This window comes from Mycolicibacterium sp. 624, from assembly GCF_040548615.1.
GTDB lineage: Bacteria > Actinomycetota > Actinomycetes > Mycobacteriales > Mycobacteriaceae > Mycobacterium.
This window is the reverse complement of sequence record NZ_JBEPRZ010000005.1, coordinates 393,864-417,802: the sequence shown is the minus strand read 5'-3', so window position 1 is coordinate 417,802 and position 23,939 is coordinate 393,864. Positions and strand designations below refer to the sequence as shown.

Annotated in this window: 28 protein-coding genes; 20 read left to right on the top strand and 8 right to left on the bottom strand. The window is 67.9% G+C overall.

The genetic code is table 11. The features are described from left to right. The first annotated feature begins 2 nt into the window (after window positions 1-2). Window positions 3-425 carry a DUF2599 domain-containing protein gene (locus tag ABIA65_RS21640; RefSeq protein ID WP_371746871.1) on the top strand — a complete coding sequence of 141 codons (423 nt, stop codon included), beginning with the start codon at window positions 3-5 and terminating at the stop codon, window positions 423-425. Further along, the gene (gene deoC, locus ABIA65_RS21635) at window positions 425-1,111 is read left to right on the top strand and encodes a deoxyribose-phosphate aldolase (RefSeq protein WP_241401165.1); all 687 of its coding nucleotides are present in this window, start codon (window positions 425-427) and stop codon (window positions 1,109-1,111) included. The genes ABIA65_RS21640 and deoC overlap by 1 nt, the downstream gene beginning before the upstream one ends. Before the next feature lie 12 nt (window positions 1,112-1,123). Here deoC and ABIA65_RS21630 read toward each other — a convergent pair whose 3' ends face one another. From ABIA65_RS21630 to ABIA65_RS21615, 4 genes are read right to left on the bottom strand one after another with little or no spacing between them, the layout of a single operon-like run. Then, a complete protein-coding gene (locus ABIA65_RS21630) occupies window positions 1,124-2,068 on the bottom strand; it encodes an LmeA family phospholipid-binding protein (protein ID WP_354524851.1) in 945 nt (314 codons plus the stop codon). Then, window positions 2,065-2,892 carry a carbon-nitrogen hydrolase family protein gene (locus ABIA65_RS21625; protein ID WP_241401163.1) on the bottom strand — a complete coding sequence of 276 codons (828 nt, stop codon included), beginning with the start codon at window positions 2,890-2,892 and terminating at the stop codon, window positions 2,065-2,067. Before ABIA65_RS21625 ends, ABIA65_RS21630 begins: the two co-directional genes overlap by 4 nt. 20 nt (window positions 2,893-2,912) lie before the next feature. After that, window positions 2,913-3,695 (bottom strand): class I SAM-dependent methyltransferase, encoded by a 783-nt coding sequence (locus ABIA65_RS21620; protein WP_354524850.1) that lies wholly within the window; start codon window positions 3,693-3,695, stop codon window positions 2,913-2,915. A gap of 35 nt (window positions 3,696-3,730) precedes the next feature. After that, entirely contained in the window at window positions 3,731-4,240 is a 510-nt protein-coding gene (locus ABIA65_RS21615; protein ID WP_354524849.1) for a DUF2505 domain-containing protein, read from the bottom strand. A 26-nt stretch (window positions 4,241-4,266) separates the two neighbouring features. Between ABIA65_RS21615 and ABIA65_RS21610 the strand changes: the two genes are divergently transcribed. Next, window positions 4,267-5,322: a UDP-N-acetylmuramate dehydrogenase gene (locus tag ABIA65_RS21610; protein WP_241401160.1), complete on the top strand. Its 1,056-nt coding sequence runs from the start codon at window positions 4,267-4,269 to the stop codon at window positions 5,320-5,322. A gap of 21 nt (window positions 5,323-5,343) precedes the next feature. Beyond that, window positions 5,344-6,639 (top strand): L,D-transpeptidase, encoded by a 1,296-nt coding sequence (locus ABIA65_RS21605; RefSeq protein WP_354524932.1) that lies wholly within the window; start codon window positions 5,344-5,346, stop codon window positions 6,637-6,639. On the opposite strand, the gene ABIA65_RS21600 is transcribed toward ABIA65_RS21605, so the two are convergent. Continuing rightward, a complete protein-coding gene (locus ABIA65_RS21600) occupies window positions 6,623-7,372 on the bottom strand; it encodes an SDR family NAD(P)-dependent oxidoreductase (RefSeq protein ID WP_241401159.1) in 750 nt (249 codons plus the stop codon). The genes ABIA65_RS21605 and ABIA65_RS21600 overlap by 17 nt on opposite strands. A 207-nt stretch (window positions 7,373-7,579) precedes the next feature. Between ABIA65_RS21600 and ABIA65_RS21595 the strand changes: the two genes are divergently transcribed. The 6 genes from ABIA65_RS21595 to ABIA65_RS21570 all read left to right on the top strand — a co-directional run bounded on the left by ABIA65_RS21595 (window position 7,580) and on the right by ABIA65_RS21570 (window position 13,528). Beyond that, the gene (locus ABIA65_RS21595) at window positions 7,580-8,857 is read left to right on the top strand and encodes an ROK family protein (RefSeq protein ID WP_371747139.1); all 1,278 of its coding nucleotides are present in this window, start codon (window positions 7,580-7,582) and stop codon (window positions 8,855-8,857) included. Window positions 8,858-8,903: 46 nt separating this feature from the next. Further along, a complete protein-coding gene (mshA, locus tag ABIA65_RS21590; RefSeq protein WP_354524848.1) occupies window positions 8,904-10,184 on the top strand; it encodes a D-inositol-3-phosphate glycosyltransferase in 1,281 nt (426 codons plus the stop codon). Continuing rightward, window positions 10,181-10,708, top strand: a complete 528-nt coding sequence (locus tag ABIA65_RS21585; RefSeq protein ID WP_241401157.1) for a type III secretion system chaperone family protein — start codon at window positions 10,181-10,183, stop codon at window positions 10,706-10,708. Before mshA ends, ABIA65_RS21585 begins: the two co-directional genes overlap by 4 nt. A gap of 17 nt (window positions 10,709-10,725) precedes the next feature. Continuing rightward, window positions 10,726-11,475, top strand: coding sequence for a phosphoglyceromutase (locus ABIA65_RS21580; protein ID WP_241401156.1), 750 nt, complete (start codon window positions 10,726-10,728; stop codon window positions 11,473-11,475). A gap of 158 nt (window positions 11,476-11,633) precedes the next feature. After that, entirely contained in the window at window positions 11,634-12,845 is a 1,212-nt protein-coding gene (locus tag ABIA65_RS21575; protein ID WP_354524847.1) for a sensor histidine kinase, read from the top strand. Further along, a complete protein-coding gene (locus ABIA65_RS21570) occupies window positions 12,842-13,528 on the top strand; it encodes a response regulator (protein WP_241401154.1) in 687 nt (228 codons plus the stop codon). Before ABIA65_RS21575 ends, ABIA65_RS21570 begins: the two co-directional genes overlap by 4 nt. Before the next feature lie 6 nt (window positions 13,529-13,534). Here ABIA65_RS21570 and ABIA65_RS21565 read toward each other — a convergent pair whose 3' ends face one another. Continuing rightward, entirely contained in the window at window positions 13,535-14,329 is a 795-nt protein-coding gene (locus tag ABIA65_RS21565) for a DUF3109 family protein (protein WP_354524931.1), read from the bottom strand. Between the two features lie 78 nt (window positions 14,330-14,407). Between ABIA65_RS21565 and ABIA65_RS21560 the strand changes: the two genes are divergently transcribed. The 9 genes from ABIA65_RS21560 to ABIA65_RS21520 all read left to right on the top strand — a co-directional run bounded on the left by ABIA65_RS21560 (window position 14,408) and on the right by ABIA65_RS21520 (window position 22,089). Next, complete coding sequence (locus tag ABIA65_RS21560; protein WP_354524846.1) at window positions 14,408-15,394, top strand: Ppx/GppA family phosphatase; 987 nt, start codon at window positions 14,408-14,410, stop codon at window positions 15,392-15,394. Beyond that, the gene (locus tag ABIA65_RS21555; protein WP_354524845.1) at window positions 15,391-16,488 is read left to right on the top strand and encodes an Rv0497 family membrane protein; all 1,098 of its coding nucleotides are present in this window, start codon (window positions 15,391-15,393) and stop codon (window positions 16,486-16,488) included. Before ABIA65_RS21560 ends, ABIA65_RS21555 begins: the two co-directional genes overlap by 4 nt. Before the next feature lie 19 nt (window positions 16,489-16,507). Continuing rightward, entirely contained in the window at window positions 16,508-17,353 is an 846-nt protein-coding gene (locus ABIA65_RS21550) for a sugar phosphate isomerase/epimerase family protein (protein WP_241401151.1), read from the top strand. A gap of 83 nt (window positions 17,354-17,436) precedes the next feature. Then, the gene (locus tag ABIA65_RS21545) at window positions 17,437-18,279 is read left to right on the top strand and encodes a thioesterase family protein (protein ID WP_241405844.1); all 843 of its coding nucleotides are present in this window, start codon (window positions 17,437-17,439) and stop codon (window positions 18,277-18,279) included. Window positions 18,280-18,302: 23 nt separating this feature from the next. Next, window positions 18,303-19,175: a pyrroline-5-carboxylate reductase gene (gene proC, locus ABIA65_RS21540; protein WP_241401150.1), complete on the top strand. Its 873-nt coding sequence runs from the start codon at window positions 18,303-18,305 to the stop codon at window positions 19,173-19,175. Window positions 19,176-19,313: 138 nt separating this feature from the next. Next, window positions 19,314-19,592 carry a helix-turn-helix domain-containing protein gene (locus ABIA65_RS21535; protein ID WP_241401149.1) on the top strand — a complete coding sequence of 93 codons (279 nt, stop codon included), beginning with the start codon at window positions 19,314-19,316 and terminating at the stop codon, window positions 19,590-19,592. 128 nt (window positions 19,593-19,720) lie between these two features. After that, a complete protein-coding gene (locus ABIA65_RS21530; protein ID WP_003402602.1) occupies window positions 19,721-19,822 on the top strand; it encodes a 30S ribosomal protein bS22 in 102 nt (33 codons plus the stop codon). Between the two features lie 29 nt (window positions 19,823-19,851). Further along, window positions 19,852-20,967, top strand: coding sequence for an SDR family oxidoreductase (locus ABIA65_RS21525; RefSeq protein ID WP_241401148.1), 1,116 nt, complete (start codon window positions 19,852-19,854; stop codon window positions 20,965-20,967). A 54-nt stretch (window positions 20,968-21,021) separates the two neighbouring features. Further along, window positions 21,022-22,089 (top strand): lysophospholipid acyltransferase family protein, encoded by a 1,068-nt coding sequence (locus tag ABIA65_RS21520; protein WP_241401147.1) that lies wholly within the window; start codon window positions 21,022-21,024, stop codon window positions 22,087-22,089. 35 nt (window positions 22,090-22,124) lie between these two features. Here ABIA65_RS21520 and ABIA65_RS21515 read toward each other — a convergent pair whose 3' ends face one another. Continuing rightward, window positions 22,125-22,715 carry an FAS1-like dehydratase domain-containing protein gene (locus tag ABIA65_RS21515; RefSeq protein WP_354524844.1) on the bottom strand — a complete coding sequence of 197 codons (591 nt, stop codon included), beginning with the start codon at window positions 22,713-22,715 and terminating at the stop codon, window positions 22,125-22,127. 62 nt (window positions 22,716-22,777) lie between these two features. Then, the gene (locus ABIA65_RS21510; RefSeq protein WP_371746870.1) at window positions 22,778-23,647 is read right to left on the bottom strand and encodes an HAD family hydrolase; all 870 of its coding nucleotides are present in this window, start codon (window positions 23,645-23,647) and stop codon (window positions 22,778-22,780) included. Between the two features lie 45 nt (window positions 23,648-23,692). On the opposite strand from ABIA65_RS21510, the gene ABIA65_RS21505 reads away from it, so the two are divergent. Beyond that, window positions 23,693-23,935 (top strand): glutaredoxin family protein, encoded by a 243-nt coding sequence (locus ABIA65_RS21505; RefSeq protein ID WP_371746869.1) that lies wholly within the window; start codon window positions 23,693-23,695, stop codon window positions 23,933-23,935. Window positions 23,936-23,939: the final 4 nt, after the last annotated feature.

The window sequence follows — 23,939 nt, the reverse complement described above, 5'->3', positions numbered from 1 at the left end:
GCGTGCCCCGCCTGATCGCCGCCTCGCTGTTGGCGGTCGCCGTCGCAGCCGCGTTGACGCCTGTCACCACACCGGCCGCGTCCGCGGATCCCGTCACCGGCCCGCCGTTCATCGTGCACACCGAGTGGGTCAAGTGGGGAGACCTGTCCAGCCTGCGTGTCTATCCGACGTACGCAGGCCGCGTGGTGGCAGGTCAGCCCGGCACCATCGCGCAGGGTGATGAGGCGTGGACCGAGGTGCTCGCGATCTCCCCGGATGCCGACATCCCGGGCATGCGGGAGCAGTTCATGTGCCACTGGCAGTTCGCCGAGATCGCCGATCCGGGTAAGTCCAGCTGGAATCTCGAACCCTGGCGGCCCGAGGTCGATGACGCCACGATGTTCTCCACCGGCTGCAATCCCGGTGGTACTGAGGAGCCGTTCTGATGGGTACACGCTGGACACGAGCCGCAGTCGCCGAACTTGTCGATCACACGCTGCTCAAGCCCGAGGCCACGATGGCGGATGTGACCGCCCTGGCCGAGGAGGCCGTCGACCTGGAGGTGTACGCGGTGTGCGTCTCTCCGTCGATGGTGGCCACAGCCAAACGCGCGGATGCGCTGGGCCTGGCGATCGCCACCGTCGTCGGATTCCCGTCGGGTAAACACGATTCGGCGGTCAAGGCGCACGAGGCGGTCATCGCGGTCAATGCCGGCGCGCAGGAGGTCGACATGGTCATCGACGTCGGCGCCGCAGTCGCCGGTGATCTCGACGCCATCCGCGCCGACGTCGCGACCGTGCGCGAGTCACTCCCCGAAGCTGTCGTGCTCAAGGTGATCGTCGAGTCCGCGGCGCTGCTGGAACTGGCCGGCGAGCAGACCCTCATCGACGTGTGCCGGACGGCGGCCGACGCAGGCGCTGACTTCGTCAAGACCTCGACGGGCTTTCACCCGTCAGGCGGTGCCTCCGTGCGGGCCGTCGAGATCATGGCGACCACCGTCGGCCCGACCGTCGAGGTCAAGGCCAGCGGTGGCATCCGGACCGCGGCCGATGCCGTCGCGATGCTCAATGCCGGTGCCACCCGGCTGGGCCTGTCTGGCACGCGCGCCGTTCTGGACGGTCTGCCCGACTGATCCGCGGCGGGCCTAGATGCCGGCGAAGCAGTCGCCGCTCTGGGGCGCACCGGCGTCCATGGTCGCGTTCTGCGCCGAGAGCTTGGTGGTCACGCCCGAGTCGGTCACCTCGATGCTGTCGGCCCGCAGATCCATCGGGTAGTCCTTGGTCAGCTGGCTGGTGAATGCGTCCAGTGCCGGCTGCACGGTCTCACGCGGCAACGTGAAGCCCAGCCCCGTCAGTTCGACGACCTGCAGCGAGATGCTGCCGTTGACGACCTGCGGTTTGGCGATGATGGAACCCAGCACGCCATCGAGTTCCACCGTGCCGTTGCTCGGGTTGGTGGTCACACCGTTGACGAAGCTACCGATCAGCGGGATCGCCTTCTTGATGGTCTCCTTGATGCCCTCGGCTGACCAGGTGACGGTCGTGTTGAGGTTTCCGATGGTGCCGCGGTTACTGCCGTCGTTGGCCACCGTGACGTTGTCGATGACGATATCGGCCTTCATGCCCTTGGCCTCGCGGATGTTGTTGCCCGCCGTGGTGATGTGAATACCGCTGTAGTGGCCGGTGAAGTGCTGCAGCAGGAACGGGCGAGCGCCGAACGACACCGTCACACCGTCTTGCACGATGCACTGCGTGGACTGGGCGACGACCTCGCTGCCCTTGCTGCGTGCCCACAGCTCGCCGCCGACCAGGCCTGCCAGCCCGAGGGCGGCCACGATCACGATGACCAGCGTGATCGACAGCGGGTCGCGAATGAACCTGGTGAAGGCTGACCCGGTCTTGGGCGGCTTCGGCGGTTCGGGTGGCTGAGCTGCGGGAGCCTGCTGCGGCGGCGGGCCAGTCGGCGGGGCCGGCGGCGGGGCTGTTGGCGGGGCTGCCTGCGGAGGCAGCTGCTGGGTCGGCTGCTCACCGGTCGGGGGGGTCGGCTCCTGGGGTGGCTGGTTGGCCGGACGGGCCCACGGATCGGTCACCCCAGCGATTGTGCCCTACTCGACCACGCGAACGCTGTGCGGTTGTCGAGCACCGCGATGCTCGCCCGTGCCTTCTCTGCGCTGGCGAGGTCGACGTCGGTGACCAATAACTGCACGTCAGCCCCCGCCGCGGCGATCACATCGCCGGTGGCCGAGGCCACCAGGCTGCCGCCCACACCGGTCGGGCCGCTCGCCGCGATCTCATCGCCGGGATAGGCCTGGTCAACCGCCGCCACGATGGCGGTGGTGTCCAGAGCCCGGGCGCGCGCCAGCAGCGTCCATTGGTCGAGCTTGCCCGGACCCGAACCCCAGGACGCGTGCACTGTGATGATCTGGGCGCCGCGCCGGGCCAGCTCGACGTAGAGCTCGGGGAACCGGATGTCGTAGCAGGTGGTCAGGCCGACCCGGACACCATCGACCGTGATCATGGTCGGCTCGAAACCCGGTGCGACGGTGCGGGACTCGGTGACCCCGAACGCGTCGTAGAGGTGGATCTTGTCATAGTGCGCGTCGATGAGGCCCTCCGTGGATGGGCCCGCGGCGATCAGGGTGTTGGTGACCCGGCCGTCGCCGCTTGGGCAGTACATACCAGCCACCACGACGATGCCGTAGCGCTGCGCGATCGCACGCACCTCCGACGCCCACGGCCCGTCGAGCGGTTCCGCGATCGGAGCCAGGGGCGCGCCGAACCGGCACATCGTCGACTCCGGAAACAGCACCATGCGCGCGCCCGCGTCGGCGGCGCGGCGTGAGTAGTCCTCGACCAGGCTGAGATTGGCCGAGGGATCGGTGCTGGACGTGATCTGCGCGAGCGCGATTCGCATGGATCGAGCCTACTGCGGGTCTACCGGGGTGCGACGGTGTCCCAGGGCACCGACAGCACGCCGTCGCGGAGTCGGCGGCGCGGGGGATCGACGGGGATTCCCTGCTCGGCGAGCATGTCGAGCATCGCGCGCCAGCGCACCCGCGGGCCGAACACCCCGTGGCCGGCCACACTGGCCCAGGCCCGGTCCGCCGCGGCGAGGAGCGCGCCTATAGGTTGCCCGTCGACGTTGTGGTGGATGAGCACCTTGGGTAGTCGCTCGGCGAGATCTGAGGGCTTGTCGATGGCGAATGGATCGCACGCCAGCGTCAGGCTGACGGGCCCCTGCGCGTCGAGCAGTACCCAGCAGCACCGCCTACCCAGTTCGTCGCACGTCCCGTCGACTATGAGGCCGCCTGCTGCCAGGTGCCTGCTCATCATCGACCACGCCTCGGGCACCGCGTCGACGTCGTACTGTCGCAGTACGTTGAAGGCGCGCACCAGAACCGGTGTGAGACCGGCCAATTCGAAACCACCGAGACCGAACTCGACACCCGGCAGTGCCGCCGATCGGGCGGCGTCGACCCGCTCGGGGTGAATCTCCAAGCCGACGACGCGGACATCGTCGCGCACACTTCGCAGACGCGACGCCAGTTCGAGGGTGGTCACCGGAAGCGCCCCGTAACCAAGGTCGACGACCAGGGGTTCGGCGGCCGACTGCAGTGCCGCGCGCACCCGCGGCGAGTGCACCAGCCACCGGTCGCTGCGCCGCAGCCGGTTGTAGCCGGTGGTGCCCCGGGTGAGCTGTCCGATGGGGCCGCTCATGGCCTGATTGTCCACCCCGCCAGGCCCGAAGTGCGTTAGGAGGCGCCGGCGGAGATCCATTCGGTGGTGAAGCGCTGCTCGGCGGTGATGAGTTCGACCAGTTGGCTGCCGATGAAGTTCTCCACCTTGCCGCCGACCAGAGGGATGCGGACCTCGACGGTGGCCGCGAAGTCCAGAAGGGAACCGGCACCCGTCTGGCTCAGCGTCGCCGTACCCGACAGCGATGCGGGGGCGCCGGGTATCGAGCCCCGCACGTTCGCGCCTGCCTGCCCGTCGCGCACTGGCGTCCACGTCTCTTCACGCACGAAACTCAGGTCGCCGCGGTGGAACTGGGACACCAGACCCGGTAACCGACTCGCCCACAGGGTCTGTGTGGTGATGACGTCGATGCTGCCGTCGGATCCGACGGTCATCGAGTCGAGGGTGGCGTCATCAGCACCCGAATCCGCCAGCCGCGCAAGCCAGTACTGCCGGTCCCCGAATGCCCGGTAAACCTGCTCGACGCTGCCGCCGTAGCGCGCGGACACGTCGAAAGAACGTGACATAGCCGCTCAGGCTACCGTTACGCCCCGTGGTCGGTTCGCATATCGCAGGCGCAGCGGTCAGCGAGTTCGTGCCGCTCGCGCCGCTGACGACGTTGCGTGTCGGCCCCGTGGCCCGCCGCCTGATCACGTGCGAGCGCACCGAACAGATCATCGCGGTGCTGCGAGAACTCCCCGGCGACGAACGATCCCTGGTGTTGGCCGGTGGCTCGAACGTGGTCATCGCCGATGATCTGACCGACCTGACCGTCGTGCACCTGCGCAATTCCGGGGTGAGTGTCGAGGGGCGCGTGCTGCGGGCCGAGGCGGGCGCCGTGTGGGACGACGTCGTCGTGACCTCGCTGGAACATGGCCTGGGTGGGCTCGAGTGCCTGTCGGGGATACCGGGTTCCGCGGGTGCCACGCCTGTGCAGAACGTCGGCGCATACGGCGCGGAGGTGGCCGACACCATCAGCCGTGTGCGGCTGCTCGACCGAAGGACCGGTGCCGACGAGTGGGTCGAGCCCGATGCACTGGGCTTCGGTTACCGGCACAGCGTGCTGAAGAACTCCGATCACGCCGTCGTGCTGGAGGTCGAGTTCACCCTGGACGCCGCCGGTCTCAGTGCGCCGCTGCGCTACGGCGAACTGGCCACCACCCTGGCCGCCGAGGCCGGCGCCCGGACCGACCCGGCGCGGGTGCGTGAGGCGGTGCTGGGGCTGCGTGCCGCCAAGGGCATGGTGCTCGACGCTGCGGACAACGACACGTGGAGCGTCGGCTCCTTCTTCACCAACCCCGTGGTCACGAAGGCTGACTTCGAGAGGATCCTGGCCACCGTGGGCGCGCCGGTACCCAACTATCCGGCCCCGAACGGGGTCAAACTGGCCGCGGGCTGGCTGGTCGAGCGGGCGGGATTCGGCAAGGGCTACCCGGGTGCGGGTGCGGCTGCCACGTTGTCGACCAAGCACGCCCTGGCCCTGACCAACCGCGGATCCGCGACCACCGCCGATGTGATCGCGCTGGCCAGGACGGTCCGTGACGGTGTGCGCGCGGCGTTCGGGATCGATCTCACACCCGAGCCATGCCTGATTGGGGCCACCCTCTAGGTACCCTTGGTCGACGTGACCATGAACCGGCGTGCAGCGATGACCGCGATTGCGGTGGGGGCCTCCGGCTTCCTTGCCGCATGCGCCGGGCGGACGGTCACCGGGCCGGACGGGTCGCCGACCGCCGAGTCACCCAAGGCCCCCGAGATCACCTTCAATCCCGCCAACGCGGCCGATGATGTGGTGCCGACGGCCAAGGTCGGCGTCGAGGTCGATAACGGCTGGTTCCAGCGCGTCACGCTGACCAACTCCGAGGGCAGGGTGGTCGCCGGTGCGGTGAACCGGGACCGCACGGCGTTCACGGTGAGCGAGCCGCTGGGCTACGGCGCGGAGTACACCTGGGGCGGCTCGGTCGTCGGCCACGACGGCAAGGCCGTGCCGCTGGCAGGCAGTTTCACCACCGTCGATCCGCAGGTGCAGGTCAACGGCCAGTTCCAGTTGGCCGACGGGCAGACCGTCGGCGTGGCGGCGCCCATCATCCTGCAATTCGACGCGGCGATCGCCGACGAGGACAGGGCGCGGGTGGAGAAGGCCCTCACCGTCACAACCACGCCGCCCGTCGAGGGCGGTTGGGCCTGGTTGCCCGATGAGGTCGGCGGTTCGCGGGTGCACTGGCGCACAAGGGAGTACTACCCGGCAGGCACCAAGGTCCACGTCAGCGCCGACCTCTACGGTGTGCCGTTCGGCGCCGGGGCGTTCGGTGCGGCGGACTCGACGCTTGACTTCAGCGTCGGGCGTTACCAGCTGGTCAAGGCCGAGGCGTCGTCGCACCAGATCGAGGTGCTCACCGATGCCGGCGTGATCATGACCCTGCCGTGCAGTTACGGCGAGGGCGACCTGGACCGCAATGTCACGCGCAGCGGCATCCACGTGGTCACCGAGAAGTACGAGGACTTCTGGATGACCAACCCGGCCGCCGGCTACGCCAACGTGCACGAGCGGTTCGCGGTGCGGATCTCCAACAACGGCGAGTTCATCCACGCCAACCCCAACAGCGCGGACGCGCAGGGCAACACCAACGTCACCAATGGCTGCATCAACCTGTCGACCGCGGACGCCGAGCAGTACTTCAACACCGCGATGTACGGCGACCCCGTCGAGGTCACCGGCACCCGCATCGAGCTGTCCTACGCCGACGGCGACATCTGGGACTGGGTCATCGACTGGAACGAGTGGACCGCGATGTCGGCGCTTTCGGACGCGCAGTCGCCGACCAACATCCCCGACACCGCACCCGCGACGCCCAGTGGCGCGCCGACGCCGTCGGGGACCACCACGCCGAGTGCTGCCCCGGGTGGCGCTAGACCCGGCGGTTGAACCTGCCGTTGGGTGCCTGGTCTCGCGGCCTGATCACGATCTGATCGAGATTGACGTGCGACGGCCGCGACGCGACGAACCCGATGACCTCGGCGACGTCGTCGGCCACCAGTGGTGTGATCCCCTGGTACACCCCGTCCGCGCGGTCCTGGTCGCCATCGAAGCGGACCAGTGAGAACTCCGTCTCCACCGCCCCGGGGGCAATCTCGGTGAGCCGCACGGGTTTTCCAAGCAGCTCGCCGCGCAACGTGCGGTGCAACGCGCCTTGTCCGTGCTTGGCGGCGGTGTAGCCCGCGCCACCGTCATAGGTCTCGAAGGCGGCGATCGAGGTCACCGTGACCACCAGGCCGTCACCGGATTCGACCAGCTTGGGCAGCAGGGCCCGGGTCACGCGCAGCGTGCCCAGCACATTGGTCTCCCACATCCACCGCCAGTGCTCGAGGTCGGCGTCGAGGACTGGAGCCAGGCCCCTGGCGCCACCGGCGTTGTTGACCAGCACATCCACCCGCTCCAGGCCCGCTGCCAGCGCATTCACCGATGCGTCATCAGTGACGTCCGTCACAATGGCGGTGCCGCCGATCTCGTCCGCCAACGCGGAGATTCGGTCCGCCCGACGGGCCGCCACGATGACGTGAAAGCCAAGGGCTGCAAGTGTTTTAGCCGTCGCTGCGCCTATCCCGGAGCTGGCGCCGGTGACCACCGCGACGCGTTGATTCGATTCTGGTGCCGTCATCGCACCAACCCTAGTCAGCGTGCTAGGTTCACGACGTGTCCTCAGGTCAGGCTTCCCGTATCGCCACTCGGCGTGCGTGTTGTTGTTGCGCAACTCGTCGCGCCTGACTGAATCGCGGACTCCTTAGAACGTCCGGCTGAGTCGCAGGTGTGGCCCGCACCCACCAGCCGACTTCTTCCAAAGGACCGTTCCGTGAGCACTTCCACCATCTCCGCCCCCAGCACCACCGCCTCGAGCGCCGTCGCCCGCCAGACCGCGGCGGCACATGCCAAGCGCGCACTGCTCGCCCGCCACCACATCGTGGCCCCGTCGCTGCGCGTCGCCGACGCCGCCGCTGCCGCCGTCTTCGGGGCCGCCCGCGTGCGGGGCCCGATCGCCCGCGACGTCGTCGCCAAGGTCACCGGCCTGAGCATCGCCACCGTGAACCGGCAGGTGACAGCGCTGCTGGACGCCGGCGTGCTGCGTGAGCGCGCCGATCTCGCAGTCTCCGGCGCCATCGGACGCCCGCGGGTCCCCGTCGAGGTGAATCACGAACCCTTCCTCACCCTGGCCGTACACATCGGCGCCCGCACCACCAGCATCGCCGCGACCGATCTGCTGGGACGGACACTCGACGTCGTCGAGACCCCCACCCCGCTGGGCACGCAGAACGCGGCACTCGCCTCGCTGGCCGGCAGTGCCCGGCGCTACCTGAGCCGCTGGCACCGGCGCCGTCCGCTGTGGGTTGGCGTGACCGCCGGTGGCGTGGTCGACAGCGTCACGGGCCAGATCGACCACGCCCGGCTGGGCTGGTCGGGCGCTCCGGTCGGCCCCGTGCTCGCCGAGACGCTCGGCCTTCCGGTCTCGCTCGCAAGCCACGTCGACGCGATGGCGGGCGCCGAGCTTCTGCTGGGGTCACGCCGGTCGGCGGCCCAGACGTCCACCAGCCTGTACCTGTACGCCCGCGAGACCGTCGGCTACGCATTGTCGATCGGCGGTCGGGTGCACTCGCCCGCCAGCGGACCCGGCACCATTGCCGCACTGCCCGCTCAGTCCGAGTTATTGGGTGGCACAGGCCAACTGGAATCGACGGTCAGTGACGAGGCGGTGTTGTCGGCGGCCCGCAGGCTGCGCATCGTGCCCGCCGACGGATCATCGTCGACAATCGGCGCGGTGCTCCGCGCCGCCCGTCAGGGCAATGCGCAGGCCGCAGGCCTACTTGCGGAGCGTGCCCGGGTGCTCGGCGAGGCCGTCGCACTGTTGCGCGACATGCTCAACCCCGATGACCTCGTGGTCGGTGGGCAGGCGTTCACGGAGTACCCCGAGGGTGTGCCGCTCGTGGAGGCCGCGTTCGCCGAGCGCTCCGTGCTCGGACCGCGCGATATCCGGGTGACCTCGTTCGGCAACCGCATCCAGGAGGCCGGTGCTGGGGTGGTCTCCCTCGGTGGCCTCTACGCCGATCCGATCGGCGCGATGCGACGAGCGGCCCGCGATCGCACCGCCTGAAGAGGGTCGACGTGGCGGGCTCGGGGCGCGGTGTAAGTATGGGGTGGTGCGCGTAGCCGTTCTGTCGGTCCATACCTCGCCGCTCGCCCAGCCGGGTACCGGCGACGCGGGCGGGATGAACGTCTACGTGCTGCAGAGCGCGTTGGAACTCGCCCGCCGCGGCGTCGAGGTCGAGATCTTCACGAGGGCGACGTCGTCATCGGACGAGCCGGTGGTCCGGGTGGCCCCCGGCGTGCTGGTGCGCAATGTGGTGGCGGGTCCGTTCGAGGGCCTCGACAAGTACGACCTGCCCACTCAGCTGTGTGCGTTCACCGCAGGCGTCCTGCGGGCCGAGGCGACTCACGAACCCGGCTACTACGACATCGTGCACTCGCACTACTGGCTGTCCGGCCAGGTCGGATGGTTGGCCCGGGACCGCTGGGCGGTGCCGCTGGTGCACACCGCGCACACCCTGGCCGCGGTCAAGAACGCGTCGCTGGCGATCGGCGACGCCCCCGAACCGCCGCTGCGCGCGGTTGGCGAGCAGCAGGTGACCGACGAGGCTGACCGGCTGATCGTCAACACCGAATACGAGGCGGGTCAACTGGTCTCACTGCACCACGCGGACCCCGACCGCATCGACGTCGTCCATCCCGGGGTCGATCTCGCGACGTTCACCCCCGGTGACCGGGACGCCGCGCGGCGCGCGCTGAACCTGTCGCCCGACGAGCAGGTGGTCGCGTTCGTCGGCCGGATTCAGCCGCTCAAGGCGCCCGACGTCCTGCTCCGCGCCGCCGCCAAGCTGCCGGGGGTGCGCGTGCTCATCGCGGGCGGCCCCTCGGGCACCGGCCTGGCCAATCCCGACGGTCTGGTTCGTTTGGCCGACGAGTTGGGTATCACCGACCGCGTGACTTTCCTACCGCCTCAGGCCCGCGACGGACTCGTCGATGTGTACCGGGCCGCCGATCTGGTCGCGGTCCCGAGCTACGCCGAGTCGTTCGGGTTGGTGGCGGTCGAGGCCCAGGCCTGCGGCACCCCGGTGGTCGCGGCGGCAGTCGGTGGCCTCCCGGTCGCGGTACGCGACGGGGTGAGCGGCACCCTGGTGCCCACTCACGACACCGACGCCTGGGCGGCGGCGATCGGCGACCTGCTCGCACGGGATCCGAAGGCCATGCGCGAGGCCGCGCACCGGCATGCCGCGACGTTCTCCTGGGCGCACACCGTCGACGCGCTGCTGGACAGTTACGGCCGCGCCATCGCCGACTACCACGCGCGCCACCAAGGGCACGACGCCAAGGCGCGACGCAATGGCAGGCGGTTCTCGGTGCGGCGCGGTGTGCGCGCTTGAACGTCCAACAGGTCATTGAGGACACGCTGGCCGAACACGATCTCGAGTACACCGTCTACCAGGGTGAGCATGACGGCCGCCCCGGCGTGGTCGTCTCGCTGCCGGGGGAGCGCAAGCTCAAGACCAACACGATCCTGCGCGTCGGAGATCACGCGGTGCGGATCGAGGCGTTCGTGTGCCGTAGACCCGACGAGAACGCCGAGGGTGTCTACCGGTTCATGCTGCGCCGCAACCGCAAGCTCTACGGGGTCGCCTACACGCTCGACAACGTCGGCGACATCTACCTCGTGGGCCGGATGGCGCTGCACGCCGTCACACCCGACGAGGTCGACCGTGTCCTCGGCCAGGTGCTCGAAGCCGTCGACTCGGACTTCAACACCCTGCTGGAGTTGGGCTTTCGCTCATCGATCCAGCGGGAATGGGAGTGGCGGGTCGCCCGAGGCGAGTCGCTCAAGAATCTCGAGGCCTTCGAGCACCTCATCGTTGACGACACCGATGACACAGAGGACTCCGACTCGGCCTGAGACTCGTACGTGAAAGGATGAGCCCCATGGCGACGTTGGTGCTGCTCCGTCACGGCGAGAGCGAATGGAATGCGCTGAATCTCTTCACCGGGTGGGTCGACGTCGACCTCACGGACAAGGGCAGAGCCGAGGCAGCCCGCAGTGGCGAGCTGCTCGCCGCTGAGGGCGTGCTGCCCGACGTGCTGTACACATCGCTGATGCGGCGCGCGATAACCACCGCCAACCTGGCCCTGGACAGGGCTGACCGGCACTGGATCCCCGTGCACCGCAGCTGGCGACTCAACGAGCGGCACTACGGTGCGCTGCAGGGGTTGGACAAGGCCGCCACCAAGGAGAAGTACGGCGAAGAGCAGTTCATGGCGTGGCGTCGCAGCTATGACACGCCGCCGCCCCCGATCGAGAAGGGCAGCGAGTACAGCCAGGACGCCGATCCGCGCTACGCAGATATCGGCGGTGGCCCGCTGACTGAGTGCCTCGCCGACGTCGTCGCCCGCTTCGTGCCGTACTTCGAGCAAGCGATCGTGCCCGATCTGAGGGCAGGCAAGACCGTGATGATCGCCGCGCACGGGAACTCACTGCGCGCCCTGGTGAAGTACCTCGATGACATGACCGATGCCGACGTGGTGGGGCTGAACATCCCCACCGGTATCCCGCTGGTCTACGACCTGGACGCTGACCTGCGCCCCACGGTCCCTGGCGGGCGGTACCTCGATCCCGACGCCGCTGCCGCCGGTGCCGCGGCCGTCGCCGCCCAGGGCGCCAAGTAGCCGACGGCGGCTGATCAAGGTCCGTTGGAGCAAAATTCCGGTGAACTCGGGTGAACGCGAGTGAACACCGGACAAACTCCTGTCTTTGAATGTGTGACTTGTCCCGAATTGGCCGCACGCTGCTGGGATGACGTTCACCGGGTGCGTACGATTTGCCCGTGAGTGTGGGGTCCGCACTGCTGCTGACAGCGGTCGTGGCATTGCTCGCGCTGGCGCTCGGCGCAGCGTTCGGAGTGGTGCTGATGCCGCGACTCCGTGAACGCCAGGAACGCCGCTCGCTCGAGCAGGACGGCATCACCATCTCGCAGATGCTGCAGCACGTCGTGGCGATGTCACCGGTCGGCATAGTCGTGGTCGACACTCACCGCGACGTCGTCTACACCAACGCACAGGCCGAGGAGTTGGGGTTGGTCCGGGACCGTTTGCTCGACGAGCGCGCCTGGTCGGCGGCACAGCGCACGCTGGCCACCGGTGAGGACATCGAGGTCGATCTGTCGCCGACTCGCAAGCAGAATCCCGGCCGGTCGGGTTTGAACGTGCGTGGCCACGTGCGGCTGCTGACGGAAGACGACCGCCGCTTCGCCGTCGTCTACGTCGACGACCAGTCCGAACACGCCCGCATGGAGGCGACCCGTCGAGACTTCGTCGCCAACGTCAGTCACGAACTGAAGACCCCGGTGGGAGCCATGGGCGTGCTCGCCGAGGCGTTGCTCGCCTCCACCGACGACGCTGAGACGGTCGCCCGCTTCGCCGAGATGATGGGCACCGAGTCCAAGCGCCTGGCCAATATGGTCGGCGAGCTGATCGAACTGTCGCGGCTGCAGGGTGCCGAACCGCTGCCCGACCTCGAGGCGGTCGACGTCGACACCGTGGTGACCGAGGCACTGTCGCGCCACAAGGTGGCCGCCGACAACGCCGACATCGCGATCAACACCGACGCACCGACCGGTTACCGGGTGTACGGCGATCAACCGCTGCTGGTCACCGCGATCGCCAACCTGGTGTCCAATGCGATCGCCTACTCGCCCGAGGGATCGCAAGTGTCAGTCAGCCGTAGGCGACGTGGCAACTTCGTTGAGATCGCGGTCACCGATCGCGGTTTCGGCATTGCCAGCGCTGACCAGGAACGGGTCTTCGAACGCTTCTTCCGCGTCGACAAGGCGCGATCCCGGGCCACTGGAGGCACGGGACTAGGACTGGCCATCGTCAAGCACGTCGCGGCCAATCACAACGGATCCATTCGGCTGTGGAGTCAGCCGGGCACCGGATCGACCTTCACCTTGTCCATACCGACCTACCCCCATCACGACCTGGACGACCCAGACGAGCGCGACGGGTCACACAAACGAGAGGACCACCCACCGAAATGACGAATGTGTTGATCGTGGAGGACGAGCCGTCGCTGGCTGACCCCCTGGCGTTTCTGCTGCGCAAGGAGGGCTTTGAGGCGACGGTGGTCACCGACGGGCCGTCGGCGCTTGCCGAGTTCGAGCGTGCGGGTGCCGATATCGTGCTGCTTGACCTGATGCTGCCCGGAATGAGCGGCACCGACGTGTGCAAGCAACTGCGGTCGAAGTCCACGGTGCCGGTCATCATGGTCACCGCACGGGACAGTGAGATCGACAAGGTGGTGGGCCTGGAGCTCGGCGCCGACGACTACGTCACCAAGCCGTACTCGGCGCGTGAGCTGATCGCACGCATCCGCGCGGTGCTGCGCCGCGGTGTCGAGGTCGACGATCCGGGGATCGGTGATGGCGTGCTGGAGGCCGGGCCGGTCCGGATGGACGTCGAGCGCCACATCGTGTCGGTGGGCGGCGATCTGATCACCCTGCCGCTCAAGGAGTTTGACCTGCTCGAGTACCTGATGCGCAACAGCGGACGGGTGCTGACCCGCGGTCAGCTCATCGATCGGGTGTGGGGTGCGGACTACGTCGGCGACACCAAGACGCTCGACGTTCACGTCAAGCGGTTGCGCTCCAAGATCGAGTCCGACCCGGCGAACCCGGTGCATCTGGTCACGGTGCGGGGGCTGGGCTACAAGCTCGAGGGCTGAGCGCGGCTACTGCGCGGCGCGGGTTGCCGGGTGGATGGCTATCAGCCCGAGCACACCGCGTCGCTTGCACATCGCTGCGAGCTCGTTATAGGCCTTGTCGCCTAGCAGTTCGGTGAGCTCGGGGGCGTAGGACTGCCAGACCGGCCGCGAGCCCGTGTGCGCGGCCGGATCGCCCGTGCAGTACCAGTGCAGGTCTGCGCCGCCCTCACCCCAGCCGCGGCGGTCGTACTCGGTGATGACGGTGCGCAGGATCTCCGAGCCGTCGGGCCGGGTGATCCAGTCCTGCGTGCGCCGGATCGGCAACTGCCAGCACACTTCCGGCTTCATGGTCAGCGGTTCGACACCGAGTTTGAGGGCCTTGCTGTGCAAGGCGCAGCCGATACCGCCGGCGAATCCGGGCCGGTTCAGAAAGATGCAGGCGCCCTTGTGCTTACGGGTCCGCAGGTTCTTCTTGCCCTCGTACTCGTCCATTTCGAGGTAGCCCTTGCGGCCCAGTCCCTTGTCCCGGAACTGCCAGTCGTCGGCGGTCAGGTGCTTGACCGCGTCGTCGAGATTGGCGCGGTCACCGTCGTCAGACAGGAAGGCGCCGTGCGAGCAGCAGCCGTCGTCGGGCCGGCCCGCGACCGTGCCCTGGCAGGCGGGAGTGCCGAACACGCACGTCCACCGCGACAGCAGCCATGTCATGTCAGCGGCGATCAGGTGTTCGGGGTTCTCCGGGTCCAGGAACTCAACCCACTCGCGGGCGAAGTCCAGTTCCACCTCACCGGGCGTGCCCCGATTGCTCTTGGCGCCTTCGCTCATCGTGCGGGGTTGCTCGCGCAAGCGCTCATCGTGCATCCACTCATGGAATCCAACGGTAGACCCGTTACCGTGGGCTGCGTGCGATTGGGCGTGCTAGACGTGGGCAGCAACACAGTTCATCTACTGGTGGTGGATGCGCGCCGTGGTGGGCACCCGACGCCGATGAGTTCGACGAAGGCGTCGTTACGCCTCGCCGAGGCCATCGACGGCTCAGGCAATATCACCCGCAAGGGTGCCGACAAGCTCGTCGAGACCATCGACGAGTTCGCCAAGATCGCGACGAGTTCGGGCTGTGCGGAACTGATGGCCTTCGCCACATCCGCGGTCCGGGACGCCACCAACTCCGAGGAAGTGCTGGCTCGCGTGCAGGCCGAGGCCGGCGTGGCGCTCAAGGTGCTCAGCGGTGTCGACGAGTCCCGACTCACCTTTCTGGCGGTGCGCCGCTGGTACGGCTGGAGCGCGGGCCGCATCATCAATATCGATATCGGCGGCGGCTCGCTTGAGTTGTCCAGCGGTGTCGACGAGGAGCCCGACGTGGCGCTGTCGCTCCCGCTGGGTGCCGGTCGGCTCACCCGCGAGTGGCTGCCCGAGGACCCGCCCGGCCGGCGCCGGGTCGCCATGCTTCGGGACTGGCTGGCCAACGAGGTCGCCGATGCCGGTGCGAGAGTCCTCGACGCCGGCGCTCCGGACTTGACCGTGGCGTCGTCGAAGACCTTCAGATCCCTGGCACGACTCACCGGTGCCGCGCCTTCCGGTGCGGGACCACGGGTGAAGAGGACACTGACAGCAGCGGGCCTGCGACAGCTCATAGCCTTCATCTCTAGGATGACCGCCGCGGACCGTGCGGAACTGGAAGGGGTGAGCGCCGATCGCGCGCCACAGATCGTGGCGGGCGCATTGGTGGCGGAGGCGAGTATGCGAGCGCTGGCTATCGACAAAGTCGACATTTGCCCCTGGGCGTTGCGAGAGGGTTTGATTTTGCGGAAACTCGACAGTGAAGCTGACGGGACCGCGCTGGTGGAGACGTCAGCGGACTTAGCCAAGGCCAGAGGCAGCAGACGATGACAGAACCACAGGACAGCGGCACCCGCCCCATCTCGGTGGCCGAGCTGCTCGCGAAGAACGGCACCATTGGCTCGCCGCCCGTGGGCGGACGACGCCGACGCAGGCGTGGCAATGCCGACTCTGTCACCGTCGCCGAACTCACCGGCGAGATCCCCATCATCCGCGCGACCGACACCGTCGAGACCGTCGCAGAGCCGAGGCAATCGGTCGAGGCCGAGCCGCAGCCCGTATCCGTCGATGAGGACTTCGCGGACCTTGCCGATGACACCGACCTGGCCGATGACACCGACCTGGCCGTTGACGACGTCGAAGTAGACGGCGTCGAAGTCGACGACGCTGCGGTCGAGGTCGAGGTCGACGAGACTGACGCCGAGGTCGACGAGACCGCCGCCACCGAGGTCGACGAGGCGGAGGCCGACTACGCCGCACACCTGCAAGCGCGTGACGTCGAACCGGAGCCGATCGAGTTCACGCCACCCACAAGGCGCCCGACAGCGCCCGCACCCACGGGGTTCACGTCACCGGGCGGTGCCGAGCAGATGAGCCCGGACCCGCTCTTCGACGACGATCTGTCGCCCAGCGACGACGACATCGATCGTGACCTCGCCGAGATCGCCAGCGGCGCAGCTGAAGTCAGGGAGTCCCAGGGATTCGAGCCGGCACCCTCGTTACTGCGGTCGAACAGTGACACGCTGTTCGGCGGTCAGTCGGTTGCCGACGACCTGGCCCGGCGCGGACGGCAGCCGGGGCCCGAGGACATCGACCTGGGCGAGGACCAGCGCGATGACGAGACGACGAAGCTCCCCGCCGAGACCGTCAGCGAGACGACTGGCTCGGCGTTCCTGCGCGGTGTGTGGGTGGTTGCCCAGTGCATCCTCGCGGTCGCGTTCGGTGCGGCGCTGTTCATCGCCTTCGATCAGCTGTGGAAGTGGAACAACATCGTCGCCCTGGTCCTGTCGGTCCTGGTGATCCTCGGACTGGTCGTCGGCGTGCGGGTGGTGCGCAAGACCGAGGACATCGGTAGCACCCTGATCGCCGTGGCGGTGGGTGCCCTGGTCACGTTGGGTCCGCTCGCCCTGCTGCAGTCGCACTGACGCCGCAGAATAGATATCAGTGCGCCCCGCCATCAAGGTTGGTCTGTCGACTGCCTCGGTCTATCCCCTGCGGACCGAGGCCGCCTTCGAATACGCGGCCAAGCTGGGCTACGACGGTGTCGAACTCATGGTGTGGGCGGAGACCGCGAGCCAGGACGTCGACGCCATCGCGAAGCTCTCGCAGCGTTACGACATGCCGGTGCTCAGCGTCCACGCGCCGTGTCTGTTGATCTCCCAGCGGGTCTGGGGGGCCAACCCCATCTCGAAGCTCGCGCGCAGCGTGCGGGCCGCCGAGGACCTGGGCGCCCAGACCGTGGTGGTGCACCCACCGTTCCGCTGGCAGCGTCGCTACGCCGAGGGGTTCTCCGATCAGGTGGTCGAGCTCGAGGCGTCCAGCCACGTGATGGTCGCTGTCGAGAACATGTTCCCGTTCCGCACCGATCGCTTCTTCGGGTCGGGGCAGCCGTCAATCGAGCGGATGCGCAAGCGCGGCGGATCGCCGGGCGCGGCCATCTCGGCGTTCGCCCCGTCGTATGACCCGCTCGACGGTGAGCACGCGCACTACACGCTGGACCTGTCGCACGCCGCGACCGCGGGCACCGATGCCCTTGAGATGGCGCGTCGCATGGGGGAGGGACTGGTGCACCTGCACCTGTGTGACGGCAGCGGGGCCGCCACCGACGAGCATCTGGTGCCCGGACGCGGCGGCCAGCCTGCGGCCGAGGTCTGCCAGATGCTCGCCGCGAGCAACTTCACCGGCCACGTGATCCTTGAGGTCACCACGTCGCGGGCGCGCAACGCCGCCGAGCGCGAGCAGCTGCTGACCGAATCACTCGAGTTCGCGCGACAACACCTGCTGCGCTGAGGAACTGGGAGAGTCCCGTGGCCGAATCCGCCTCGTTCACCGAATCCACGTCGTTCACCGAATCCACGTCGTTCACCGAAGCCATGGCTCTGGAGCCGGTGTCAGTCGATGACACCGACGGTGTCGTCCAACATGTCTTCAAGGGCGTCCTGAACGAGAACTGGACCATCGGACCCAAGGTTCACGGCGGCATGATGCTGGCGCTGTGCGCCAACGCGGCCCGCACCGCGCACGGTGGCGAGGGCGTGCAGCCCGTTGCGGTGTCCGGCAACTTCCTGTGGGCGCCCGACCCCGGCGCGGTCGAGGTGGTTACGACCATCCGCAAGCGCGGCAGGCGGGTGAGTCTGGTCGACGTTGAGTTGAACCAGGCGGCTGAGTCGAATCAGGCTCTGGGGTCGGGGCGCAAGACGGCTGTCCGAGCGACGATCACGCTCGGCGACCCCGAGCACGAGGCGGCGCCGTTGCTCGTGGCCAATCCGGTGGTGCCGTTGATGACGCCGGATCCGCCGCCGGGCCTCGAATCGATCGGCCCCGGTCACCCGATGGCCGATATCGTCCATCTCGCCCGCGGTATCGATATCCGGCCATCGCTGACCACGATGGAGCCGAGGTCCGACGGCGGGCCGCCGGTCATCGAGTACTGGGTGCGGCCGCGGGACTGCCCGCCCGACGTCCTATTCGCCCTCGTGTGCGGCGATGTGTCCGCGCCGGTGACATTCGGCGTGAACCGGTTCGGTTGGGCGCCCACGGTCCAACTGACGGCCTATCTGCGTGCCATCCCGGTCGACGGGTGGCTCCGGGTGCTGTGCACGACGATGCAGATCGGCCAGGAGTGGTTCGACGAGGACCATGTCGTCGTCGACAGCGACGGTCGCATCATCGTGCAATCCCGCCAGCTGGCCATGGTGCCTCCGCTGCACAGCTGAGCCGACGTGCAATGCTTCATCCCGTGGCAAGAATCGCGATTATCGGTGGTGGAAGCATCGGAGAGGCGCTGCTGGCGGGCCTGATCAGGGCCGGCCGGCAGGCCAAGGACTTGGCTGTCTCGGAGAAGGATCCGGGGCGTGCGAAGTACCTGTCAGAGACGTACTCGGTGCTGCTGACATCACCGTCCGACGCAGCCGAGAACGCCGCCTACGTCATCGTCGCCGTCAAGCCGGCGGATGTGGAGTCCGTTGTCGCCGAGATCGCCGAGGCCGTGGCCCAGGCCGACAACGACAGCGACGAACAGGTCATCGTCTCGGTGGCCGCGGGCGTCAGCACCGCCTTCTACGAGTCCAAGTTGCCCGCCGGGGCCCCCGTGATCAGGGTCATGCCGAACGCGCCGATGGTGGTCGGAGGGGGCGTCAGCGCGCTGTCGCGTGGCAGCTTCGCCACGGTCGAGCAGCTGAAGGACGTGTCGGCGATCTTCGCCGCCGTCGGTGGGGTCCTGGCCGTGCCTGAATCGCAGTTGGATGCCGTGACCGCGGTATCGGGCTCGGGTCCGGCGTACTTCTTCCTGATGGCCGAGGCACTCGTCGACGCGGGTGTGGCGGCCGGGTTGTCCCGTCAGGTGGCGACCGAGCTCGTCTCTCAGACGATGGCGGGTTCGGCGGCCATGCTGCTCGATCGGCTCGATGATCAACCGTCGGGCGGGGATGCTGCGAAGGGCGTCGGAATGGACACCAGCCCGGCCCAGCTGCGCGCCACGGTGACGTCCCCCGGCGGCACTACCGCCGCTGGTCTGCGGGAACTCGAGCGCGGTGGCCTGCGGACGGCTGTCACCGAGGCGGTTTTCGCCGCGAAAACACGCTCTGAGCAGCTCGGAATTACATCTGAGTAGTTCATGAATTTCCAACGGATTAGCCCACACCCGTCGCAATAACCCCAGTAGCCACGCTATTCTCCTCGTTGTATGCACGCACCTGCGCCAACGGTGGGGAAGCCGCTGGCAAGGCCGTGCCTGATTGATTGGGTTGCGATGACGTCTATGAACGGTCCATCGGCGCGTGATTCGGCGAGCGGCAAGGCTGCGCGCGACGCAGCCGCCGGCAGTGCCGGGGATAGTGGCCAACCGGCGCGTGCTCAGCAGTTCCTCACCGTCGCCGAGGTCGCGAGCTTGATGCGAGTAAGCAAGATGACGGTCTACCGACTGGTCCACAACGGCGAACTGCCTGCCGTGCGGGTCGGCCGGTCCTTCCGTGTGCACGCCAAGGCCGTGCACGATCTCCTGGAGACGTCGTACTTCGACGCGGGCTAGTTCGCCCGATCAACAGGCGTTTTCGTTCCGCCCCTGCTGGCCGGGTAAGGTAACCGGGTCAGTTAACGAGGCGTATTCGAGATCTCCAGTTCTCGTTCGGCCTTGATTGTCTTTAGGTAGCGGAGTCCATGGGTTCAGTCATCAAGAAGCGTCGCAAGCGCATGTCGAAGAAGAAGCACCGCAAGTTGCTTCGCCGCACACGAGTGCAGCGCAGAAAACTCGGCAAGTAGCTTTCAGCTTCAGCCGTTAGGCTGGCCCGATGGAATCCGACGGGCCCTCGAGCGGTCGCCCCGCAGCGGGGTCCGTCGGCTCTGACTCACAGGACACCGCGCACCACCCCAAGGTGGTGCTGGTTACTGGCGCATGCCGGTTCCTCGGGGGTTACCTGACGGCCAGGCTGGCGCAGAACCCGCTGATCGACCACGTCATCGCGGTTGATGCCATCACACCGAGCAAGGACCTCCAACGCCGAATGGGGCGGGCCGAGTTCGTCCGAGCCGACATTCGAAATCCGTTCATCGCCAAGGTGATCCGCAACGGCAACGTCGACACCGTCGTCCACGCCGCTGCGGCCTCCTATGCCCCGCGCTCAGGCGGCAGGGCGGCGCTGAAGGAACAGAACGTGATGGGGGCGATGCAGCTCCTCGCGGCGTGCCAGAAGGCTCCGTCGGTCGCTCGCGTGGTGCTCAAGTCCACCTCTGAGGTGTACGGGTCCAGTGCACACGACCCGGTCATGTTCACCGAGGACGGCAGTTCGCGTCGGCCACCCCGCGAGGGGTTCGCCCGCGACAGCATCGATATCGAGGGCTACGCCCGCGGACTCGCGCGGCGTAGGCCCGATATCGCCGTCACGATCCTGCGCCTCGCCAACATGATCGGTCCGGCGATGGACACCGCGTTGTCGCGGTACCTGGCCGCGCCCGTCGTACCGTCGGTGCTGGGCCGCGACGCCCGACTGCAGCTGCTGCACGAGCAGGACGCCCTCGGTGCGCTGGAACGCGCCACCGTCGCCGGCCGCGCCGGCACGTTCAACGTCGGTGCCTCGGGCGTCATCATGATGAGTCAGGCGATCCGTCGATCCGGCCGGATCCGGCTGCCCGTCCCGAGGTCGGCACTCTCTGTCGTTGATTCGCTGAGCCGCGCAACTCGATACAGTGAACTCGATCGTGAGCAGCTGAACTACCTGAGCTTCGGGCGGGTCATGGATACCGCGCGGATGCGTAGCGACCTAGGCTATAACCCGAAGTGGACAACGGCGGAGGCTTTTGACGATTACGTGCGCGGTCGAGGTTTGACGCCGATCATCGACCCGCGCTGGGTACGCTCGGTTGAGAGTCGTGCAGTGGTGGCGGCGCAGCGGTGGGGTGGCCGGTAGGGCGAGGTAACCGGTCGGGCAGTTCGGTTTGGCTAGGGGTGGAGGGTTGACGACGTGGCAGGTGAATCAAAAGCGAAAGTGATTCCACTGCACTCGAATTCGAGTCGCTCTTCGGCGGCGCGACGAGCTGCGGCGCGCACGGAGAGTTCGCGTCGACATCCATCGTTGATGGGCGATCCGGGTGGTCGTGCATCCGCCGAGCAGATCGCTGCGGTGGTCCGCGAGATCGACGACAAACGCAGTTCGGTCGCCGGTGCGGGCAGTGTCGATGAGTCGCCCAACGAACTCGCCAAGCGCATCGCCGCGATCGCCGAGTTCGTCTACAAGCGGATGTCCGGCGACTACGTGGTCGATGAGTTCGGGTTCGACCCACACATCAACAACGCAATCTTCCTGCCTTTGCTGCGAGGGCTCTTCAAATCCTGGTTCCGGGTCGAGGTGAGCGGCATCGAGAACCTCCCCGACACGGGTCCGGCGCTCATCGTGGCCAACCACGCCGGCGTGCTTCCGCTGGACGGTCTGATGGCCTCGGTCGCCGTCCACGACCACCATCCTGCCAACCGTGACCTGCGCCTACTGGCCGCCGACATGGTCTTCGACATGCCTCTGATGGGACAGGCCGCGCGCAAGGCCGGGCACACGATGGCGTGCACCTCGGACGCCCATCGCCTGCTTGCCGCCGGTGAACTCACCGCGGTGTTCCCCGAGGGATACAAGGGTCTGGGCAAGCCCTTCCGTGACCGCTACAAGCTGCAGCGATTCGGTCGTGGCGGCTTCGTCTCGGCGGCGTTGCGCGCCCGCGCACCGATCGTGCCGTGCTCGATCGTCGGCTCCGAGGAGATCTACCCGATGCTCGCGGACGTGAAGCTGCTGGCCAGGTTGTTCGGGCTGCCGTACTTCCCTGTGACGCCGTTGTTCCCGCTGGCTGGGCCGCTGGGACTGGTGCCGCTGCCCTCGAAATGGCACATCCAGTTCGGCGAACCGATCCTCACCGACGAGTACGACGAGGCGATGGGGGAGGACCCGATGGTCACGTTCGAACTGACCGACCGGGTGCGCGAGACCATCCAGCAGACGCTCTACCAACTGCTCGCCAACCGAGGCAACACCTTCCTCGGCTGAGCTGCGGACCGGCGGCCACTGCGCCGGGTGGGTGACTACTCCGCCGCGTCCAATGGGCGGCTCGCCGCCGCGTCCAATGGGCGGCTCGCCGCCGCGCTAGCGCTTTGCCCAGCAACCATCTTCGTGATCGCCGCATCACGCGCCGCCGCGATCTGCGCCGTGATCTCGTCGGTCTCCTCCGACGGGGAGGCCTCGCCGAGGATCGTGATGATGCTCGTCATGACCGGCTGGCCGTTGTCGTCGGAGACCTCGCCGCGAACCTCGGTGAGCACGGCGCCGTGCGACTCGATGACCGAGTCGAGGTAGGAGTCGAACCAGAGCTTGTCGCCGACCACGATGGGCCGGTGGAAGATCAGCTTCTGGTCGCGGTGCAGCACGCGCTCCATGTTGAACGGCAGGGCGAACTGATTGAAGATCTCCTCCTGCACCCGGCGGCCCGCGACTGCGACGAACGTCAGGGACGCGATGAGTGCGTCGTACCCGCACTCCTTGGCGCCCTCCTCGGTGAAGTGAGCCGGATGGTCGTCCTTGACGGCGAGGGCGAACTCGCGGACCTTCTCGCGGCCGACCTCAAAGTAATCGGGGTACCGAAAATGGGTCCCGATGATGTCCTCGGCGATGCTCATGGTCGGATTCGCTCCCGCTCGTGTCTCCGGTGGTCCGGCGGCTGAGACTATCAGCGCTGGGGTCAGTGGCCATCTCGACGGGACACCACGGCTGCCAGCGCGCCACCCACGGCACCGAGGGCAAGCGCGGACGGCACGCCGATTCGGGCGGCCTTGCGCGCCGTCCGGAAGTCACGGATCTCCCAGCCACGCTCGCGCGCCAGATCGCGCAGCGCCGCGTCGGGGTTGATGGCGACGGCGGTGCCCACCAGCGACAACATCGGGACGTCGTTGAAGCTGTCCGAGTACGCCGTGCAGCGCCGCAGGTTCAGGCCCTCCCGGATGGCCAGCGACCGCACCGCGTGCGCCTTGCCCGCGCCGTGCAGGATCTCGCCGACCAGTCGCCCGGTGAAGACGCCGTCGACGGATTCGGCGACGGTGCCAAGCGCCCCGGTCAGCCCGAGCTTGGTGGCGATGGTCGCGGCCAGCTCGTAGGGCGTCGCGGTGACCAGCCACACCTGTTGGCCCGCGTCCAGATGCATCTGGGCCAGTGCCCGGGTACCCGACCAGATCTTGTCGGCGATGATCTCGTCGTAGATCTCCTCGCCGAGGGAGACCAGTTCGGCCGTCGGCCGGCCCTCGATGAACGCCAGCGCCTTACGTCTGCCCTCGGCGACGTCGTCGCTGTTCTCCTTGCCGGTGAGCTGGAACTTCGCCTGCGCGTATCCGAACCGCGCCAGGTCGCCGTAGGTGAAGTACTTGCGTGCGGCCAAGCCCCTGGCGAAGTGCACCAGCGAGGAACCCTGCACCAGGGTGTTGTCGACGTCGAAGAACGCCGCCGCGGTCAGGTCGGGGGGCGGCGGTTGGGGACTGGACGCTTCGGCGACTACGCCGTGCTCGTCGACGAGGACCTCCGAACCAGCCTCGTCGGCGATGTCACCGGGCTCGGACACCCCTCAACACTAGGTCACTGGATACTGGAGGGCGTGGAGCATGCTGTGACGTTGCTGACCCGCGCCGGGTGCACCCTGTGCGCGCAGGCGGGGCTGCAACTCGCGGTCCTCGCCGACGAGTTGGGATTCGACCTGGCGACCACCGATGTCGACGCAGCGGCGGATGCCGGTGATGGCACGTTGCGCGCGGAGTACGGGGACCGCCTGCCGGTGGTGTTGCTCGACGGCCGCGAGCACAGCTATTGGGAGGTCGACGAGCAGCGACTGCGCGCTGACCTCGCTGGCTGAGGCG